Origin of the sequence: Microcella sp. (assembly GCF_025808395.1) — a bacterium.
Classification (GTDB): Bacteria; Actinomycetota; Actinomycetes; order Actinomycetales; family Microbacteriaceae; genus Microcella.
In genome coordinates this window covers 1,209,979-1,228,920 of sequence record NZ_CP075524.1, presented here as the reverse complement: position 1 = coordinate 1,228,920, position 18,942 = coordinate 1,209,979, and the positions used below count along the sequence as shown (strand labels likewise).

Below are 18,942 nucleotides of genomic sequence, written 5' to 3'. Positions count from 1 at the left end.
TTCACCGTGATGTCACTGTTGTCATTGTGGCGTTGGAATCCCGAACACCACGCACCCGGCGTCGCCGGGCCAGAACAAGGAGGTTTTGGTTATGAAGAAATTCCTCGGCGGCCTCGCCGTCATCAGCATGGCGTCGCTCGCACTCGCGGGCTGCGCCAGCAACCCCGGCACTGAAGCGACCGGAGGCGACGACCTCATCACCGTCGGCTTCGCGCAGACCGGCTCAGAGAGCGGCTGGCGCTCGGCCAACACCGAGTCGATGAAGGCTGCGTTCTCAGAAGAGAACGGCTTCAACCTCGTCTTCAACGCGGCCGACAACAAGCCCGAGGCGCAGATCGCCGCGGTGCGCAGCTTCATCAACCAGGGAGTCGACGCGATCGTGATCGCGCCCATCGTGGTCGATGGGTGGGACGACGTGCTCAACGAAGCGAAAGATGCGGGCATCCCGGTCATCCTCGAAGACCGCACCGTGTCGGCGAGTGAAGACCTCTACGCGAGCTGGATCGGGCTCGACTTCGAGCAAGAGGGCCGCACGGCCGGCGAATGGGTGGTCGAGAACTTCGGCGACGAAGGCGCGAACCTGGTGATTCTGGAAGGCACGACCGGTTCGTCGGCTGCGCTCGACCGTGCCACGGGCTTCGCTGACGCGATCGCCGGGTCGAACATCACCATTCTCGACTCGCAGACGGGCAACTTCACGCGGGCCGACGGCAAGACCGTGATGGAAGGCTTCCTGCAGAAGTACGGAAGCGACATCGACCTGCTGTTCGCCCACAACGACGACATGGGCCTCGGTGCCCTCGACGCGATCAAGGCGGCCGGTCTCGAACCGGGCGTCGACATCAAGATCGTGACGATCGACGCTGTGCGCGACGGCATGCAGGCCCTCGCCAACGGTGAGTTCAACTTCATCGTCGAGTGCAACCCGATCCTCGGCGAGAAGGTGGCTGAGGTTGTCAAGGCAGTGCTCGCGGGCGAGAGCGTCGAGAAGTCGATCATCGTTCCCGACGGCGCCTTCACGCAGGAAGACGCCATCGAGCTGCTGCCGACGCGCCCGTACTAACCACCACGAGTACGAGACACGGTACAACCCAGCAGAGCGGGGGCCGGTCGCCGACCGGCCCCCGCTTCACTCGACACGAAGCACCACTTCACGACAGAGAGAACCACGAGACATGCCTGCGCACACCGAAGTGCCACCCATCGTCGACATGCGAGGAATCAGCATCAGCTTTCCCGGAGTCAAGGCGCTCGATGACGTCGACTTCGCCCTTCGCCGCGGAGAAGTGCACACCCTCATGGGCGAGAACGGCGCAGGCAAGTCGACCCTGATCAAGGCGCTCACCGGGGTCTACCCGATCGACAGCGGCACGATCACGGTCAACGGCGCCCGACGAGTGTTTCGCACCACGGCCGATGCGCAGCTCGCCGGCATCTCGACGGTCTACCAAGAGGTCAACCTGTGCACGAACCTCTCGGTCGGCGAGAACGTCATGCTCGGTCATGAGGTTCGACGCGCTGGCCGCATCGACTGGCCGCGCACCCACGCAGAAGCCGCTCGTCATCTTCAGGCGCTCGGGCTGCACATCGACACGCAGTCGGTGCTGGGCATGCACTCGATCGCCGTGCAGCAGCTCGTCGCGATCAGTCGTGCCATGGTCACCGACTGCAGCGTGCTCGTGCTCGACGAACCCACGTCGAGCCTCGACCGCGGCGAGGTCGAGCAGCTCTTCGGCGTCATCAGAGACCTGCGCGACCGGGGCGTCGCGATTCTCTTCGTCACCCACTTTCTCGACCAGGTCTACGAGGTGTCTGACCGCATCACGGTGCTGAGAAACGGCGCGCTCGTCGGCGAATACCTCGCAGCCGAGCTGCCCCGCGCCGAGCTGATCTCGCACATGATCGGCCGTGTGCTCGACGACCTCGAGGCCATCTCGAGCACGGCGCATCGACCGATCGACCGCACGACGCCGCCCGTGCTGCGCGCCACGGGCGTCGGCCGCAAGGGTGCGATCGCTCCTAGCGACGTGTCGATCTACCGCGGTGAGGTGGTCGGCATCGCCGGGCTGCTCGGCTCTGGCCGCACCGAGCTCATGCGCCTGCTCTACGGCGCTGATCGCGCTGACAGCGGCAGTGTCGAGATCGGCACGTCGGCGACGAAGATCACCACACCGCGTCATGCGATCGACCACCGCATCGCGTTCTCGTCTGAGGATCGACGTGCAGAGGGCATCATCGGCGACCTCACCGTCGCCGAGAACATCGTGCTCGGCATTCAAGCCCAGCGGGGCTGGCTGCGCCAGGTGCGGGGCAGCGAGAAAGACGCGATCGTGGGTGACTACATGGCCGCACTCGGCGTGCGGCCGGCCGACCCCCAGCGTCTCGTGCGCAACCTATCGGGCGGCAACCAGCAGAAGGTGCTGCTGGCTCGCTGGCTCGCCACGGCACCGCAATTGATCATTCTCGATGAGCCCACGCGCGGCATCGACATCGGCGCCAAGGCCGACATTCAGCGCAAGGTCGCCGAGCTGGCAGAGCAGGGCCTCTCGGTCTTCTTCATCTCGTCAGAGCTCGAAGAGGTGCTGCGGCTGGCCCAGAGGGTCGTCGTGATGAGAGATCGACGTATAATCGGCGAACTCACGTCGAGCGACAGCGAAGTCGACGACATCATCGACTTCATCGCGCAAGAGGCCCAGGAGAACGTGGCATGAAGACGATCGTGAGACACCGCATCTTCTGGGCACTCGTCGCTCTCTTCACTCTCGTCGCCGTCAACACGATCTCTCGGCCGAGCTTTTTGCGCGTCACCGTGCAAGACGGTCAGCTCTACGGCGCGCTCATCGACATCTTGCGCAACAGCGCACCGCTCATGCTTGTCGCGCTCGGCATGACCATCGTCATCGCCACCCGCGGCATCGATCTGTCGGTCGGCGCCCTCATGGCGGTCTCGGGCGCGGTCGCGCTCACCATCATTCAGGCGTCGCCCGAGCCTGAGAATCTCGGCGTCGTGCTGCTCGCGATCACGGCTGGCGTGCTCACCACCTTCATTCTCGGAGCCTGGAACGGGTTTCTCGTGGCGGTGCTCGGCATTCAACCCATCATCGCCACGCTCGTGCTCATGCTCGCGGGTCGCGGCATCGCGCTGCTGATCACGGGCGGCTTCATCACGACGATCAACAGCGCGCCGTACAAGTTCATCTCGCAGGGCTACGTCTTCGGCCTGCCGTTCGCGCTGTACGTCTCGGTCGCGGCGATCATCATCGTCACGCTCGTGCAGCGGCGAACAGCGCTCGGGATGCTCACTGAAGCAGTCGGCATCAACCCCGAGGCCAGTCGGCTCGCCGGGGTCAGGTCGCGCGGCATCACGTGGGGCGCGTACGCCACGAGCGGCCTGCTCGCCGGATTCGCCGGCATCTTGTACAGCTCGAACATCATGGCCGCCGACGCGAATGCGGCAGGGCTCTACATCGAGCTCGATGCGATTCTGGCCGTGGTGCTCGGCGGCACGTCGCTCGCCGGCGGCAAGTTCAGCATCGCCGGTACGGTCATCGGCGTCTTCACCATCCAGACTCTCAAGTCGACCATCACCTTCCTCGGCGTTCCGCCCGCGGTGAGCCCCGTCTTCATGGCGGCCGTCGTCATCCTCGTCGTGCTCGTGCAGTCGCGGCGAGTGCGCGACGGTGCCGGTCGACTGACGAACTGGCTCACTCGACGCACCTCGACGCCCACGCCCCCGAATGCAGAGGTGGCCTCGTGACCATCACACCCGTCAAGGCAGCGCGGCCCTTCGACAGCGCGGTCGCACGATCGCGCATGTTCATCTCACGGCGCGTCTCGTGGATTCCCGTGTTCGCGGCGCTCGCGATCTTGATCGTCATGTTCGTCGGCGCCCAGGCCTACTTCGGCAACTTTTTGACCCCGGGGCTGCTCTCGTCGCTGCTGCTCGACAACGCCTATCTGCTGATTCTGGCGGTCGGGATGACCTTCGTCATCTTGACCGGAGGCATCGACCTCTCGGTGGGGTCAGTGCTGGCGTTCACGGGCATCATGTGCGCCAGACTGCTGAGTGAAGGGGTGCCGACGGGGGTCGTGATTCCGACGATGATCGTCAGCGGTGCCCTCATCGGCCTGCTCATCGGCGTGCTCGTGCAGTACTTCGACGTGCAGCCGTTCATCGCCTCGCTCGCCGGCATGTTCCTGGCGCGGGGGCTCGCCTTCGTCGTGAGCCTGTCGTCGATCCGCGTCGAAGACCCGTCGATTCTGTGGTTGCAGTCGACGCGGCTGCGGTTGGGCGAGTGGTACATCACGCCGACCGGCATCATCGCCCTGCTCACGGTGCTCGCGGCCGCCATGGTGCTGCAGTACACCCGGTTCGGCCGCACGGTCTACGCGATCGGCGGCAATGAGCAGTCTGCTCGACTCATGGGTCTGCCGGTGGTGCGCACCAAGCTGCTCGTCTACGTCATCTCGGGCACGTGCGCGGGCCTCGCGGGCGTCGTCTTCGCGGCCTACACGGGGTCGGGCTACCCGCTCAACGGGGTGGGCACAGAGCTCGACACGATCGCGGCCGTCGTCATCGGCGGCACGCTGCTCACGGGCGGCAGCGGCTATGTGCTCGGGTCGATGATCGGCGTCTTCGTCTACGGCACGATCAAGAGCGTCATCTCGTTTCTCGGTGCAGAGCAGTCGTGGACGCGCATCACGATCGGGGCGCTGCTGCTGGTGTTCGTGGTCGTGCAGAGAATCATCGTGACGCGTTCAGGGCGCGGCTAGCCATGGTGCGGTATCGCGCCCCCCGGGCATCCATCACAATGTGACCATGACATCGATCGCGGCGACGCCGGTGATTGAGGTGACGAGCGCCTCTGTGCGCTTTCACCACGAGCCCGCGCTCGACGATGTCGACTTCAGAATGTTCCCGGGCGAAGTGCACTCGCTCATGGGTGAGAACGGCGCCGGAAAGTCGACCCTCATCAAAGGCATCACGGGCGCGATCCGGCTCGACGCGGGCACGGTGCGGCTGGGCGGCGAGGTCGTGACCTTCGCGACGCCGGCCGATGCGCAACGCGCCGGCATCCGCACGGTGTACCAAGAGATCGACCTGCTGCCCAACCTCAGCGTCGCCGAGAACATCATGCTCGGTCGTGAACCTCGGCGCAGAGGCGTCATCGACTGGGCGGCGATGCGCGAGTCAGCCCGCACCGTGCTCGCCGAGCTCGGGCTCGACATCGACCCCCGCACGATGCTCTCGAGCCATTCGCTCGCCGTGCAGCAGCTGGTGGCGATCGCTCGAGCGATCTCATCAGACGTTCGTGTGCTGGTGCTCGACGAACCCACTTCGAGCCTCGACCTCGATGAGGTCGCCGAGCTCTTCCGCGTCATTCGCGAACTGAAAGAGCGCGGTGTCGCCATTCTCTTCGTGTCGCACTTTCTCGACCAGGTCTACGAGATCTGCGACCGTGTCACGGTGCTGCGCAACGGCAGGCTCGTCGGCGAGTACATGACCCAAGAGCTCTTGCGCATCGACCTGGTGCAGAAGATGCTCGGCCGCAGCTCGCTCGAGCTCGAGATGCCCGCGCGATCAGAGTCAGACGTGTCGAGTGCCGACGCGATTCTCGAAGCCCGCGCCGTCACCATGTCGCCTCGAGTCGCCGAGGTCGATCTCTCGCTCGCCGAGGGTGAGGTCTTGGGGTTCGCCGGGCTGCTCGGTTCAGGCCGCACAGAGATCGCGAGGCTGCTCGCGGGCATCGATCATGCCGATGCCGGCTCGATCACGCTCGATGGTCAACGGGTGCCCTCGGGCAACATCAAGAAGTCGATCGCCCTCGGGCTCAGCTACGCCTCTGAGAATCGCAAGGCAGAAGGCATCTTCGATCAGCTCACCGTGCGAGAGAACATCACGCTCGCGCTGCAGGCACAATTGGGCATCTTCCACCGGCTGCGCCCCGACCGCCAGCGAGAACTCGCCGCGAGCTGGATCGAGGCGCTCGGCATTCGCACCGCTTCGGCAGAGTTGCCGGCTGGCGCGCTGTCGGGGGGCAACCAGCAGAAGGTGCTGCTCGCACGCCTGCTCGCTCTCGCCCCCCGAGTGCTCATTCTCGACGAGCCCACGCGAGGAATCGATATCGGCGCCAAAGTCGAAGTGCAACGTCTGGTCGGAGAACTGGCAGAGAATGGAATGTCGGTCATCTTCATCTCGGCCGAGCTGGAGGAGGTCTTGCGGGTGTCATCGCGTGTCGTATTGCTGCGCGACGGGCGCATCATCGACACGATCGACTCTGATGCACTCACCATGGACTCGCTGCTCGCGCGAATAGCCCAGCCCGATGACGACTGAGGCCGACGGTCGGGCGGCACCCGACGACAAGAGTTCGCGCGCGGCCAACATCTTCGATGTGGCTCGGCTGGCCGGCGTCTCGCACCAGACCGTGTCGCGCGTGCTCAACGATGTGCCGAACGTGCGGCCGGCGACACGCGAGCGAGTCGAGCAGGCGATCGCGCAACTGCGCTACAGCCCGTCACCCGCCGCGCGAGCCCTCGTCACCAAGCGAACACGCACCATCGGCATGATCACTCCGGGCTCGACCGAATACGGCCCGACGTCGACGGCCATGTACTTCAATGTCGCCGCGCGTGCTGCCCGGTTCAGTGTCGACACCATGACACTGCCCGAATCGAATGCCGCCGCAGTGCGATCGAGCGTCGAGGCCCTGTTGCGACAGCGTGTCGACGCGATCGTTCTCGTGGTCACCGATATCGCTGTGCTCGATGTGGTGCTGAGCCTCGACCTGAACATTCCGATCGTCGCGGTGGCAGCATCCACTCGCCGCAGCCCCGCTGTCGTCTCGATTGATCAGTATCGCGGCGCCCGCTCGGCCGTTCGCCACCTGGTCGAGCTCGGGCACACCCAGATCTTTCACCTGGCGGGGCCGCCAGACGCCCCAGACGCGATCGAGCGCATTCGAGGGTGGAAAGACGAACTTGCGGGCAACCGGCTCGACGTGGTCGAAGCACTGCACGGCGACTGGTCGGCACGCAGCGGCTTCGACCTGGGCACTCGGCTCACCGACATTCGGCCCGGTACTGCTGTGTTCGCCGCCAACGACTACATGGCGCTCGGGCTCGTCGCCGCGCTCGACGCCAGGGGGCTGCGCGTGCCAGACGACGTCAGCATCGTGGGCTTCGACGACGTGCCAGAGGCAGAGTTTCTGCTGCCGCCGTTGACGACCGTGCGGCAAGACTTCGCCGCCCTCGGCGCGCTCATCATGCAGAAGCTGCTCATCGCGATCGAAGAGCCCGAGAACGTCGCGGTGAGCACGCCGCTCGCGACGAGTTTCGTCGTCCGCCGATCGACCGCTGCGCTAGAGCGGTAGGCAGAGGTGGGCCCACTGCCCGCCCGCGTCGGGGCCCCACTGCAAGATGCCGATGTATTCGTCGCCTTCGAAGAGGCCGAAGACATACTTCGAATCGCTGGCGGGGTCGTCGACGATGATGCGCTTGATGGGGCCGAGCGACACGTCTTCGAAACTGTTGTCGATGACCGCGCTCGGGTACGCCGCGAGCACCTCGGCCTCGGTGCTGCCGACTCCGACGCCCTCGACGGTGCGCGGCATGACGCCGTCGTCGCCCATCTCGAGCGTGTAGAAGAAGCGCACACCCGGCGTGACGCCGCGCGAGTCGAAGAAGGCACGCGTCTCGGCGTAGGTGCCGTGCGAGGCGATCATGGGGTACCAGGGGCATTCCGCCGGCACGTCGACAGCGGCTCCGAGCTGCGCTTCGAGCGCTGCCACGTCGGCGGCGTCGATCGTGGCAGCACCGAAATAGGTGAAGCCGAAGTCACCGAGTGCCACTTCGGGCTCGGGGCTGGGCGACACCGTCACGGTCACGGTCGGTGCGGGGGTCTCAGCAGCCGGAGGGGCTTCGGCGGCGCAGCTCGAGAGCGCGAGCATTGCTGCCAGCGCGAGGGCGGCAGCGGCAGAACGAGCGGTCATGGGGTCACCCTTCGACGGGCCGTGTGCGCCAGACTGCGCGTGTGAAATCTAGCGCTCCCGCGACGCGAGCGATAGATGCCGCGAGGCGAATGCTCGAGCGCTACTCTCGGGTCATGACCTCACCCGAGCGCGTGCTCATCGTCGTCGATGCGCAGAAGGCCTTCGCCGACCCAGCGTGGGGGCCGCGCGACAACCCCGATGCCGAAGCGAACATCGTGCGCCTGATCGACGTCTGGCGCGCCGCTGAGCAGCCCATCGTGCTCGTGCGGCACGACTCGATCGAGCCAGGGTCGCCGCTCGCGCCGGGCGCGCCGGGCAACGCATTCCACGATGGTGTGGATGGCCGCCACGAGCTGCTCGTCACCAAGAGCGTCAACTCGGCCTTCTACGGCGACCCTGATCTGCACGCGTGGTTGCAGAGCCGCGGCGCTCGCCACCTGACGATCTGCGGCATCACGACAGACCACTGCTGCTCGACCACGGCCCGCATGGCCGGCAACCTCGGCTATGACGTCGACTTCGTGCTCGACGCCACCCACTGCCACGACCGCGCGCTGCCTGACGGTTCGGTGATCGCGGCCGAACAGGTGGCGCGCGCGGCAGCGGCGAGTCTGCACGGCGAGTTCGCCACCGTCATCACGACCGAGCAGGCGGTGCGTTCGCTGGGTCGTCCCAGGTCTTGACGATGGCCCACGCCGTCGCGGCGATCGGCACCGAGAGAATCGCGCCGATCACCCCGCCCAGAATGGTGCCAGCACTGAGAGCGAGCAGCACCGCGAGGGGGTGCAGCTTCATCGTCTTCGCCATGACGACCGGCTGCAAGAGGTCGCCTTCGAGCTGATTGACGGCGATCACGACGATGACGACGATCAGAGCGATGAGGGGGCCGTTGGCGACGAGTGCGACGAGCGCGGCCAGGGTTCCGGCCACGGTAGCGCCGACGAGGGGGATGAAGGCTGCGATGAAGACGATCACGGCGAGCGGCAGGGCGAGGGGCACCTGCAGAATCACAAGCGCCAGCCCGATGGCGACGGCGTCGACGAGCGCGACGATCGAGGTGCCGCGAATATAGCCGCCGAGCGTCGTCACAGCAGTGGTGCCGATGCGTTCTCCGCGCGCGCGCCGAACCCCTCGGAACGGTCGCAGCATGAACTGCCAGATGTGGTCGCCATCTTTGAGCAAGAAGAACAGCACCACCACGAAGATCAAGACCCCGGCAACGAACTCTCCGACGGCCACGGCGCCCGACAGTGCTCCCGAGCCGAACTCGGCGCTCGTGACGAAGGCGATGAGGTCGTCGCGAAGCGACTCGACATCGAACTCATCGACATCGAACGGCAGTGATTGCACCCAGTCGAGCAGCTGATCGAAACCGCTCTGCGCCTGCTGCCAGAGGTCTGACCACTGTCGTCGCACCGCGAACACGATCGCGGTGATGATGCCGCCCAGCACGAGCAACGAGCCGAGCAGCGTGATCCACGCCGCCGCCATGGCGGGCAGGCCGCGGCGGCGCATCCACATCACCACTGGGCTGAACGCCGACGCGATGATGATCGCCAGCAGCAGCGGAATCACGACAACGCGCAGGGCCACGAGCGAGAGCACGACGAGGCTCGCGAGTGCGAGCACCAGCATGATCTGGAGGCTGCGGATGCTCAGCCGACCCAGTCGATCGACCCACAACCCTCTGAGGGTCGTGACGGGTTCGGCGAGAGGCGTGTCGTGCGACGATCGCCGGCGGCGAAAGATCATCACGGGGCAACCGCCCTCAGGCGGTCTGGCCCTCGTGCTCTCCTTCGTCGATCTCTTCGACGAGCTTGTCGCAGAAGGCCGACAGGTCGTCGGGGGTGCGGCTCGAGACGAGACCCGCATCGACGACCACCTCTTCATCGACCCACTCGGCTCCCGCATTGACGAGGTCTGTGCGCAAGCTCGGGTAGCTCGTCAGCTCTCTGTCGCGAACGACGTCGGCCTCGATGAGAATCCAGGCACCGTGGCAGATGACGCCGACGGGCTTGTGCTGCGAGAAGAAGTCGCGGGTGAAGGCCACCGCGGCAGCGTCCATGCGCAAGTGATCGGCGTTCACGACGCCCCCCGGCAGCACCAGCGCATCGAACCGCTCGGCCGAGCTCTCGCTGACGGGTTGGTCGACCGACTGGGTGTGGCCATTCTTGCCGGTGACCGAGCCGCCTGCGGGCGACACGAGCACCGCAGTCGCCCCGGCCGACGTGACTGCCTGCCACGGTGCCGTGAGCTCGCTGTCTTCGTAGCCGTCGGTGAGCAGGAAGGCAACGTTCTTGCCGGTGAGGTCGTAGGCCATGGTAGGTCTCCTTCATCGTCGTGTCTGCGTCGGATGACGTCGTGCCGGGTTTCACGCTACGTGCGACCCCGCAGTCGAAGCACCGCCTTGACACCGGGCTCCGCGCGCGCTACCGCGCACCCCTCGATCACTGCGGTGAGAAATGTATGTCACTGGCGGAATATGGTGGTGCGGCCGCCAGCCGCGTTTGCCGAACAGCGCACCACACCCCTACGGTGTGAAGCCATGACTGCCAGGCAGGGTGCGAGTGGCGAGAGCTTTGCCTCAGTGCTCGCCGCGGCGCAGGCGGGGGCGAGCTGGGCCTGCACCCGTTTGTGGAACGACCACTCGCCCGCGGTCGCGGCGTTCGCCGCAGCACGGGGTTCGCGCGAACCCGACGACCTCACGAGCGAGGTCTTCTTGGCCGTCTTCGATCGTCTGCCGCAGTTTCGTGGCGACCTCGCGGCCTTTCGCTCTTTTGTGTTCTCGATCGCGTACCGGCGCTTGGTTGATGAACTGCGCATGCGCGGCCGGCGGGGTGAGACGGTCGAGCTGATCGCCGAGGACGACCCGCGCCGAGCATCCAGTGCCGAAGACGAGGCGCTGGCGAGCCTCGGTGATCAGCGTGTGATCGCCCTGCTGAGAGCGCTGCCGTCAGACCAGCGCGACGTGATGCAGCTGCGCATCGTCGCAGACCTCACGGTCGAGCAGATCTCGGTCGTGCTCGGCAAGCGACCGGCGGCGGTGAAGGCGCTGCAGCGTCGTGCGCTCGAGCGCTTGAGAAAAAAGTTCGGCGATACCCGTACCCCTGCAGGCCCTTCGAGCGATAGCGACTAGTGAGATGAGAAAACACACGATCACCGATGCCGAGGCGCACGCACTGCTCAGTGGTGCGACCCCGCAGGGTCGCCCTGAGCTCGCCGGCCTGGCCGACTCGATCGCCGATGCGCGTCGAGCCGCTCAGCACGTCGTGCCCCAGCCCTCGGCCGCTCTCGTGGCTCGTCTCGAACGACCGTCGCTGGGGGTCAGCGACGTGCCAGAACGAGAACCAGCAAAGGGGATCACCAAGGTGTTCGCAACGATGTCAGGTCTAGGAATCGCCGCCAAGGTCGCGGCGGCTGGGGGAGTGCTCGCACTCGGACTCGCCGGTGCAGGCGCGGCAGGCGCAGCAGGAGTGCTGCCGGGGCCGGCGCAAGACGCCTTCGACGGCGTAGTCATGACCTTCGTGCCCGCCGACGACGAGACTGACGGCACCGGTGCGACCGACGAGTGCGTCGTCGACGAGGGCGCAGCAGAGGGCGCCGTCGAGTGCGATGTCGTCGAGCCCGTGCTGCCGGTCGGCTCGAAAGAGTTCAGCGAATGGGTGCAGCAAGGGGCGAAAGACCCGAACAAGATCGGGTCTGAGTTCGGCGAATCAGTGTCAGAGCAGGCTCGTGAGCTGAAAGACGAGATGGCCGGCGAGCGGCCCTCGAACAACGGCGGCCACGGCCAGGGCGGTGACGCAGACGGCGACGACGACAGCGCTCCCGCGGGCGGCAAGCCCGAGGGTACGCCCGGCGGCCGACCATAGTCACCTGCCGTTCTTCACGCTGCTGACGAGCGTGACAGCGAAGGCCCCGCGCCGATCGGCGCGGGGCCTTCGCCTTGCTCGGCGGCAGGGGCGGCTATTCGCGCAGCCGCACGAGCCTGGTCTGCGACGACTCGTCGAGTTCGACGACGTTCGCTCGTGACTTCAGAAAGCTCGTGAACGAGTTGTAGCCGAGCGCCTTCTCGTTGAAGGCCGGGTCGAGTCGCTTCATCTGCTGCTTGAGTGCCGAGGCGTGCGCCCAATCGGTGTCGTCGGCCTCGTGCACGAGTCGCAGGGCCCGCACGAGCAGGGCGCTCGCGGCGCGCTTCGACGTCGCATTCTCGCCAGACTCGGCCGTGGCCGTCGTTGTCGCCTTCGTCGAGGCACGGCGCGGAGTGGTCGCGGCAGTGGCGTCGTCGTTCGAGGCGTCGTCGATCTCGGCAGCGATGTGCGCGGCAGGCCTGATGCCCGGCAGTGCGTCATAGTCGGCGTACTCGTTGCACGCCGCCTTGAGGCTCTTGCTCGTGCCGCCCGAGACCCCGATGCCGACGATGTAGCGGCCGAGCCGCTTGGCCCGCTGCGCGAGGGCGATGTAGTCGCTGTCGCCCGCAGCGATGACGACGTGCGAGATGTCGGGAAGCCTGAAGAGGTCTTCGACGACATCGACCGCGAGCCTGATGTCGGCGCCGTTCTTCATCTGCTGCGTGGCCGGAAACAGCTGCGTCAGGTCGACCGAGCGCTCCATGAGCTGGCCCTGGTAGCTCGCGTTGACCCCCACCGACCAGTCGGCGTAGGCGCGCGAGAGCACGATCGAGCCGAAGCTCGAGGCGAAGTCGAGAATGGCCCCGATGTCGACGTCGGCGTGCTTCAATCGCGCGGCGATCTCGTCGCTCGCCCCCGTCAGGCCGGCGGGCAGCCGGTAGACGTTGTCTTTGCGCCAGGCGCCGCGACCGTGAATCTGGTCGTAGCGCGAGATGACGATGTTGTCGAAGTCGATGTAGACCGCGACGCGCCCTTCGCCTGCTTCTGCCATGGGTCGCCTCCTTCTGAGTCGGTGCCCGCAGACCCCATCCTGTCAGGCTCGCGACACGGGCACGGCGATCGACGCATACTCGACGCCGGTGAGCTGCTCAGACACGTCCCAGAGCATCGCGGCCGCCGTCGCATCGCGCGCGGCGTGCGGCAGTCGCGCCAGCGCAGGCTCCCCGCGAGTCTCAAGAAAGCCGTTGGGCCCGTAATAGCCGCCCGGTGTCACGTGCGGACTGGTGGCCGCGTACAGCGACGGAAGAACTCCCATGTCGACACCCTGCATGAACCGCGAGTAGCGCTTCTCTTGGCGTGCGCTCAGCGTTGCGCCGTCGCGCGGGCCGGTCGACTGCAGGTTGGTCTTCGTGCCACCGGGGTGCGCCGCGGCGCTCGTGATGCCCCAGCCGTGCTCGTTGCTGCGCCTCTGCAGCTCGCGCGCGAAGGCGAGGTTGGCGAGCTTCGACAGCCCGTAGGCTCGCCACGCGCTGTACTTCTGCTCGCCCTGCAGGTTGTTCCACTGCCAGCGGCCGACGTTGGCGGCGAGGCTGCTCGTCGAGACGACGCGCGGCGACGCGGCGCGCTGCAGCGCCGGCAGCAGCAGGCCGGTGAACGCGAACGGACCCAGATGGTTGCTGCCGAACTGCAGCTCGAAGCCATCGGCGGTCTCGCGGCGGTCTGGCACCGCCATGATGCCGGCGTTGTTGATCAGGATGTCGATGCCGCGCTCGTCGTCGAGCAGGGTCTGCGCCGCCGCACGCACACTCTCGAGTGACGCGAGATCGAGGTCGAGCAACCGCAGCCGAGCAGTCGGATGCTGTGCGAGCAACCGCTCGAGGGCATCCTGACCCTTCTCGCGATTGCGCACCGCCATGACGACGTCGGCACCCGCCTCGGCCAGGCGGCCGGTCAGGCCGAAGCCGAGACCGCTGTTGGCTCCGGTGACGACGGCGAGCCTGCCCGTCAGATCGGCAACGGTGGTGTCGAGCGCGGTGCGCGGCATGGTGTCTCCGGGGTTGAGGTGAGTGCTGTCATCTCACCATTCGGAGCCGCGCCCGACCTGGGAGTGGTCGGCGCCGACCGCGTGACGCGCCGAGTGCCGACGCTCGAGCGGCGGCATGCTGCACGAGAATGGCCGCATGCAGTCAGTCGGCTTCGATGCCCGTCGTCTCGAATGGCAGCGCCGCACCTCGCCGTTTCTCACCGTGCTCGGCGTGCTCTTTCTCATCGCCTATTCGGTCTTCGTGCTCGCGCCCGATGCGCCCGCCGGGCTCACCGTCGTCATGGCCGCGATCGCCCTCACGACCTGGGTGGCCTTCTTCGTCGACATGGTCGCTCGCATCGCGCTCTCTGATCGGGGCCGCCGCGTGCGATTCGTGCTCACCCACCCGGTCGACGTGCTGTCGATCTTCTTTCCGCTGTTTCGAGCCCTGCGCGCAGTCGGGCTGCTGCGATACATCCCGATGCTCAACGGCACCTCGGGTGCGGCCGTGCGCGGCTCTGTCGTGGCGCACGCGTTCATCTACTCGGTCGTCTTCGTCTACATCATCGCCCTCGCCACACTGCAGGTCGAGCGCGGTGCCGACGGTGCCACGATCAACACCTTCGGCGACGCGCTGTGGTGGGCCATCGTCACGCTGACGACGGTCGGCTACGGCGACACCTACCCCGTGACCGATCTCGGGCGCGGTCTCGCGACGCTGCTCATGGCGGGGGGCCTGGTCATCATCGGCACCACCTCGGCGATCGTGGTGTCGTACATCTCTGAGCGCATCGCGCTGCACCGCGGCACGCAGTAGATTCGCTCTCAGTCGACCAATCGAGGAGCAACCATGGCTGCCGCACCGCTGACCCGCAATCAGACGCAGAGCGCGGTGATCGCCGGCGCCGTCGCTCACACGATGTTTCAGACCGGGTGGTTCGCGTTCGGCATGTCGCTCGCCGCGCTCATCGCGGCCTCGCTCTTCGGCGGGCTGATCGGTGCGGCGTCGAGAACCTTCGGGGGTGAGACGAGCGCCATCTTGTCGGGCATCGGCACCGGGGCCGACATCTTGTTCTGGGTGGTCATCGCCTTTCTCTTGGCGAGCCTGATTCTGATCGGCTTGTCGATTCTGGTGAGCGGGTGGATGCTCTCGGCGGCGGGTTTGCACCGCCCCTGGCGCGCGACTCTCGCCGCGGTCGGCATTGCGGCTCTCGTCGACATCGCCCTCTTCTGGATCTATCTCGGCATCGCCAACCTGCTCACCGACAGCCCGATCGCCGGGCCAGTGCTGCTGACCCCCGTGATCGCGCTCGTCGGCGGCATGCTCATCGGGTCGTTGCTGTGGTGGCTCATGGCGCTCGCCCACCGCGAGCGCGTACCGGCCGTTGCGGCGCCCGACGCGGTGCTAGAGCCGCAGGAGGGTGCCGAGTAGCACCGCGAGCTCGTCACGCATCTGCTCGCTCGAGATCGTGCGCTCGCCGTCACCGGCCTGCGGGCCGTAGTCTCCGAATGCGGCGTGGTTGGCCCCCTCGATGACGACGAATTCGGCGTCGGCGGGCAGTCGCGGTGCCGCGGCGGTGATCGTGTCGAGGTCGCTGAGCAGGTCGTTCTCACCCGCGATGCTGAGCACGTGCAGCCTCGAGTCGCTCACGTCGTTGGCGCAATAGCTGCCGAACAGCACGAGCCCGTCGACTGCTGAATCTGGCGCCATGAGGCACGCACGAACACCGCCGAGCGAGTGCCCGCCGATGAACCATCGCTCGATGCTCGGCGCGGCGCTCGTGAAGTCGTCGACAGTGCGCGTGTCGAAGAACGCCAGGTTGAGCGTCGGCTTGGTGATGAGAACGGTGAGCCCGTGCTGCTCGACCGCTCCGCTCAGCTGGAACAGGTAGGCGTAGGGGTCGACTCGAGCGCCGGGAATGAAGATCAACCCGACAGAGGGGTCGTCGGTGTCAGTCGCCCTGTGCATCAGGATGCCCTCGTCGACAGTCTCGACGACGATGTCGCTCGAGCGGAAGACCTCGAGCGTCGCGCCCCTGTCGGCCCGATAGGGGGTGTGCGCCCAGATGAGAAAGAAGAACACCACCCCGAGCAGGGCGCCGAGCGCGCCGAGACCGATCGCGCGCACGCGGCGCCGAGGCCGACTCGCGGGTCGGTGACGACGTCGTGTCGAAGGAGAGGCCATGTGCCATGATCGCAGAGCAGACCTGGCACAATGGGAGCATCATGAACATTTTCGCCGCGATCGTGTCGATCGCCCTCTTCCTGTCGTCGTTCGCGCTCTTCGCCTACGCCTACGCGGTGCCAGAAGAGTGGGCGGCGCTGACGTTCTTCATCGGCATCATGGCGGTCACGCTCTCGATGGCGATTCCGTTCACGATCTTGGGTCACCGCGAGCGCGAGTAGCCCGCTCTCGGCTCAACCGCTCAGGCGGTCTTGAGCACGTTCGCCGTGAACGCTTCGACCCGCTGCTGCAGCCCGGCGCTGCGCCGCGCGATCAGCTCGTCGCGGTGCAGGTGCAGCTCACTCGTGGCCGGCACGATGCGAATCATGATCGAGCACGCCAGATCGGTGCAGATGTAAGTGCCGATCGAGTTGCCGTCGCGACCGGCATCGCCTCCGCGGGCGGCACTGAACATGACCACTTGCGTCGACGGCTGCGGCGTGTGGCAGAGCGAGCACATCGCGCCGATGCCCGGGCGCAGCGGTGACGACGCGGCGCGCAGCATGATGCCGACTGGCCGATCGCCGACCCAGTGCACGATATAGCCGCGGGCAGAACCGGCCGGGTCGCGCCACCCCAAGAACTCGCGCTCGCTCCACACTGTCTCGTGCAGACCGGGCAGGGGCATCCGCTCGATCTCAGCCTCGCTCGCGTTGACGATCGACGCACGAATCTGCTCGGCAGTCAGTTCTCTCATCGCCCCTCAGCGTACGTCACCGGGCTGAGAAGGTCGTCGCTAGCATGAACGCCATGCCATCACTGCCTCGCGCTCTGCAGCCCTTCGCGACTGGTCAATACCGGTTGCTCGCGATCGCTCTCGTGCTCTCGCTGTTCGGCACAGGGGTGTGGCTCGTCGCGGTCGTCTGGCAAGTCATCGAGCTCGGTGGCACGCCCATCGATCTGTCGATCGTCGCGACCGCCGGCAGCATCGGGCTCGTGCTCGCGGTGCTGCTCGGCGGGGTGGCGGCAGACCGCATTCCGCAGAAGCGCATTCTCACGGCCGTCGAGGCGATGAAGGCCCTCTCGATGGCGGCGGTCGCCGCGCTCGCGCTCACCGAGTCGATCGAGGTCTGGCACCTCGCGGTCGCCTCGCTGCTGCTCGGCATGGCTGACGGATTCTTCTATCCCGCCTACTCCGCCTGGCTGCCCGCGCTGCTGCCCGCCGACGAGCTGCTCGCCGCCAACGGCATCGAGGGCGTGCTGCGGCCAGCCGTCATGCAGGCGGCGGGGCCAGCGGCAGCGAGTGCGGCCATCGCCATCCTGTCACCGGGGCTCGGTTTCGCGATCGTCGCGGTGACGCAGGGCGCGGCCGCGGTGATGCTCTCTCTCATGCGCTTGACGGCGGTGCGGCGCGAGGCTGACGACGAGCCAGTGCACGCCGTGCGTGCGGTCGTCAACGATGTGCGCGACGGCGTGCGGTACATGGTGCGCACCCGCTGGCTGCTCGCGACGCTGCTCTACTCGGCGGTGCTCGTGCTCGTCATCATGGGCCCCATCGAGGTGCTGCTGCCGTTCGCCGTGCGCGACCAGACGGGTGGCGGCGCCGGGGCGTTCGCCTTGGCGCTCGCGGCCTTCGGCATCGGCGGAGCGCTCGGCTCAATCGCTGTCGCCTCGATGCGGCTGCCGCGCCGCTACCTCACGATCATGATCGCCGCGTGGGGTCTGGGGTGCGCGCCGCTCGTCGTCATCGGGCTCACCGATCAGTTGTGGCTCATGGTCGTGGCGCTGTTCGTGTGCGGCATGCTGTTCTCGGGCGCCACCGTCATCTGGGGAACCCTCTTGCAGCGCCGCGTGCCCCCCGAGATGCTCGGTCGGGTCTCGAGCCTCGACTTCTTCGTGTCGCTGCTGTTCATGCCGATCTCGATGGCGATCGCGGGGCCGGTCGGCGAGCTCATCGGCATTCCGATCGCCTTCCTCGCCGCCGGGGCGATTCCCGTCGTGCTCGCCGCGCTGACGCTGCTCATCGCTCGGCTCGGGCCAGACGAGCTCGCGCACCCGCTCACCGACACCGAGATCGTGGCGTCGACCGATACCGGCCCGATCGTCACCGGGCCGGGCGCCGCCGCGGGCCTGCAGCGCCCCGCCGACGAAGAGCACTCGTCGTAGGGGCGCTGCGCCCACCACTAGCCCTGCAGCGTGAACTGCGCGTCGATGTGCAGCGTCACCTCGTCGCCGAGCAGAAAGCCTCCGGTCTCGAGCGCTGAGTTCCAGCTGACGCCGAAGTCGTGGCGGTTGATCACGGCGGTGCCGCTCGCGGCCGCCTTGACTTTGCCCCATGGGTCGGTGGCGATGCCGCCGAACTCGCCCTTCAACGTGATGCGCTTGGTCACGCCCCGCAGGGTGAGGTCGCCGTCGAGCAGCAGGTCGCCGCTCTCGACGCGCAGGCCGGTCGAGACGAAGGTGATCGTCGGGTGGTCGTCGGGGGCGAAGAAGTCGTTGGTGCGCAGGTGCGCGTCGCGGTCGGCGTTCTTGGTGTTGATCGAGGCGACCTCGATGGTCACGGTCACGGTCGAGTCTGCGGGGTTCGGGGCTGCCTCCACGGTCGCGTCGAAGCGCTCGAACACGCCTTTCACCTTGCTGATGGCGAGGTGGCGCACGGTGAAGCCGATCTCACTGTGACTGGGGTCGATGACCCAGGTGCCCGTGCGGTATCCCTCGATGGTCTCGGCGGTGATCGTGGTGCTCATTCGTATTCTCTCCTGCGTTCGTCGATGATCATGATCATGCGTTTGCATTGACCACGGTGGGGCCAACGCCTCGCGACCCCGCACCTATTCCCGCGTGCGTCACGAATCACGGCGTTGGGCCGACGACGCGACGCACCCGTCGGCGCAGAGAGCCGTCACGCGGTCGAGG

Annotated in this window: 21 protein-coding genes; 13 read left to right on the top strand and 8 right to left on the bottom strand. The window is 66.8% G+C overall.

Annotated elements, in window-relative coordinates:
• The first annotated feature begins 91 nt into the window (after positions 1-91).
• The 6 genes from KIT89_RS06100 (at position 92) to KIT89_RS06075 (ending at position 7,373) form a co-directional block, all read left to right on the top strand.
• Positions 92-1,063 (top strand): ABC transporter substrate-binding protein, encoded by a 972-nt coding sequence (locus KIT89_RS06100; RefSeq protein WP_297603730.1) that lies wholly within the window; start codon positions 92-94, stop codon positions 1,061-1,063.
• Between the two features lie 112 nt (positions 1,064-1,175).
• The gene (locus KIT89_RS06095; protein ID WP_297603729.1) at positions 1,176-2,711 is read left to right on the top strand and encodes a sugar ABC transporter ATP-binding protein; all 1,536 of its coding nucleotides are present in this window, start codon (positions 1,176-1,178) and stop codon (positions 2,709-2,711) included.
• Positions 2,708-3,757, top strand: coding sequence for an ABC transporter permease (locus tag KIT89_RS06090; RefSeq protein WP_297603728.1), 1,050 nt, complete (start codon positions 2,708-2,710; stop codon positions 3,755-3,757). The genes KIT89_RS06095 and KIT89_RS06090 overlap by 4 nt, the downstream gene beginning before the upstream one ends.
• On the top strand, positions 3,754-4,773 hold the full coding sequence (locus KIT89_RS06085) for a sugar ABC transporter permease YjfF (RefSeq protein WP_297603727.1): 1,020 nt from the start codon (positions 3,754-3,756) through the stop codon (positions 4,771-4,773). The genes KIT89_RS06090 and KIT89_RS06085 overlap by 4 nt, the downstream gene beginning before the upstream one ends.
• 46 nt (positions 4,774-4,819) lie before the next feature.
• Complete coding sequence (locus tag KIT89_RS06080) at positions 4,820-6,337, top strand: sugar ABC transporter ATP-binding protein (RefSeq protein ID WP_297603726.1); 1,518 nt, start codon at positions 4,820-4,822, stop codon at positions 6,335-6,337.
• A complete protein-coding gene (locus KIT89_RS06075) occupies positions 6,327-7,373 on the top strand; it encodes a LacI family DNA-binding transcriptional regulator (protein WP_297603725.1) in 1,047 nt (348 codons plus the stop codon). Before KIT89_RS06080 ends, KIT89_RS06075 begins: the two co-directional genes overlap by 11 nt.
• On the opposite strand, the gene KIT89_RS06070 is transcribed toward KIT89_RS06075, so the two are convergent.
• Positions 7,362-7,991 (bottom strand): hypothetical protein, encoded by a 630-nt coding sequence (locus KIT89_RS06070; protein ID WP_297603724.1) that lies wholly within the window; start codon positions 7,989-7,991, stop codon positions 7,362-7,364. The two genes, KIT89_RS06075 and KIT89_RS06070, sit on opposite strands and share 12 nt — an antisense overlap.
• A gap of 113 nt (positions 7,992-8,104) precedes the next feature.
• Between KIT89_RS06070 and KIT89_RS06065 the strand changes: the two genes are divergently transcribed.
• The gene (locus KIT89_RS06065; protein ID WP_297603723.1) at positions 8,105-8,674 is read left to right on the top strand and encodes a cysteine hydrolase family protein; all 570 of its coding nucleotides are present in this window, start codon (positions 8,105-8,107) and stop codon (positions 8,672-8,674) included.
• On the opposite strand, the gene KIT89_RS06060 is transcribed toward KIT89_RS06065, so the two are convergent.
• Positions 8,628-9,743, bottom strand: coding sequence for an AI-2E family transporter (locus KIT89_RS06060; RefSeq protein ID WP_297603925.1), 1,116 nt, complete (start codon positions 9,741-9,743; stop codon positions 8,628-8,630). The two genes, KIT89_RS06065 and KIT89_RS06060, sit on opposite strands and share 47 nt — an antisense overlap.
• 16 nt (positions 9,744-9,759) lie before the next feature.
• Positions 9,760-10,311: a type 1 glutamine amidotransferase domain-containing protein gene (locus tag KIT89_RS06055; RefSeq protein WP_297603722.1), complete on the bottom strand. Its 552-nt coding sequence runs from the start codon at positions 10,309-10,311 to the stop codon at positions 9,760-9,762.
• Between the two features lie 225 nt (positions 10,312-10,536).
• On the opposite strand from KIT89_RS06055, the gene KIT89_RS06050 reads away from it, so the two are divergent.
• Entirely contained in the window at positions 10,537-11,127 is a 591-nt protein-coding gene (locus tag KIT89_RS06050; RefSeq protein WP_297603721.1) for a sigma-70 family RNA polymerase sigma factor, read from the top strand.
• 4 nt (positions 11,128-11,131) lie between these two features.
• Positions 11,132-11,860: a hypothetical protein gene (locus KIT89_RS06045; RefSeq protein ID WP_297603720.1), complete on the top strand. Its 729-nt coding sequence runs from the start codon at positions 11,132-11,134 to the stop codon at positions 11,858-11,860.
• A gap of 94 nt (positions 11,861-11,954) precedes the next feature.
• On the opposite strand, the gene KIT89_RS06040 is transcribed toward KIT89_RS06045, so the two are convergent.
• Together KIT89_RS06040 and KIT89_RS06035 are read right to left on the bottom strand one after the other, a co-directional pair.
• Entirely contained in the window at positions 11,955-12,890 is a 936-nt protein-coding gene (locus KIT89_RS06040; RefSeq protein ID WP_297603719.1) for an NYN domain-containing protein, read from the bottom strand.
• Positions 12,891-12,932: 42 nt separating this feature from the next.
• Positions 12,933-13,883, bottom strand: coding sequence for an SDR family oxidoreductase (locus KIT89_RS06035; RefSeq protein WP_297603718.1), 951 nt, complete (start codon positions 13,881-13,883; stop codon positions 12,933-12,935).
• Positions 13,884-14,019: 136 nt separating this feature from the next.
• Between KIT89_RS06035 and KIT89_RS06030 the strand changes: the two genes are divergently transcribed.
• Both KIT89_RS06030 and KIT89_RS06025 read left to right on the top strand, forming a co-directional pair.
• Positions 14,020-14,679, top strand: a complete 660-nt coding sequence (locus KIT89_RS06030; protein ID WP_297603717.1) for a potassium channel family protein — start codon at positions 14,020-14,022, stop codon at positions 14,677-14,679.
• A 33-nt stretch (positions 14,680-14,712) separates the two neighbouring features.
• A complete protein-coding gene (locus KIT89_RS06025) occupies positions 14,713-15,294 on the top strand; it encodes a hypothetical protein (protein WP_297603716.1) in 582 nt (193 codons plus the stop codon).
• On the opposite strand, the gene KIT89_RS06020 is transcribed toward KIT89_RS06025, so the two are convergent.
• Entirely contained in the window at positions 15,268-15,990 is a 723-nt protein-coding gene (locus KIT89_RS06020) for an alpha/beta hydrolase (protein ID WP_297603715.1), read from the bottom strand. The genes KIT89_RS06025 and KIT89_RS06020 overlap by 27 nt on opposite strands.
• Positions 15,991-16,088: 98 nt before the next feature.
• On the opposite strand from KIT89_RS06020, the gene KIT89_RS06015 reads away from it, so the two are divergent.
• On the top strand, positions 16,089-16,268 hold the full coding sequence (locus KIT89_RS06015) for a hypothetical protein (protein ID WP_297603714.1): 180 nt from the start codon (positions 16,089-16,091) through the stop codon (positions 16,266-16,268).
• Positions 16,269-16,288: 20 nt separating this feature from the next.
• On the opposite strand, the gene KIT89_RS06010 is transcribed toward KIT89_RS06015, so the two are convergent.
• Positions 16,289-16,783 (bottom strand): FBP domain-containing protein, encoded by a 495-nt coding sequence (locus KIT89_RS06010; RefSeq protein WP_297603713.1) that lies wholly within the window; start codon positions 16,781-16,783, stop codon positions 16,289-16,291.
• A gap of 53 nt (positions 16,784-16,836) precedes the next feature.
• On the opposite strand from KIT89_RS06010, the gene KIT89_RS06005 reads away from it, so the two are divergent.
• A complete protein-coding gene (locus KIT89_RS06005) occupies positions 16,837-18,192 on the top strand; it encodes an MFS transporter (RefSeq protein ID WP_297603712.1) in 1,356 nt (451 codons plus the stop codon).
• Positions 18,193-18,209: 17 nt separating this feature from the next.
• Here KIT89_RS06005 and KIT89_RS06000 read toward each other — a convergent pair whose 3' ends face one another.
• A complete protein-coding gene (locus KIT89_RS06000; RefSeq protein WP_297603711.1) occupies positions 18,210-18,773 on the bottom strand; it encodes a YceI family protein in 564 nt (187 codons plus the stop codon).
• Positions 18,774-18,942: the final 169 nt, after the last annotated feature.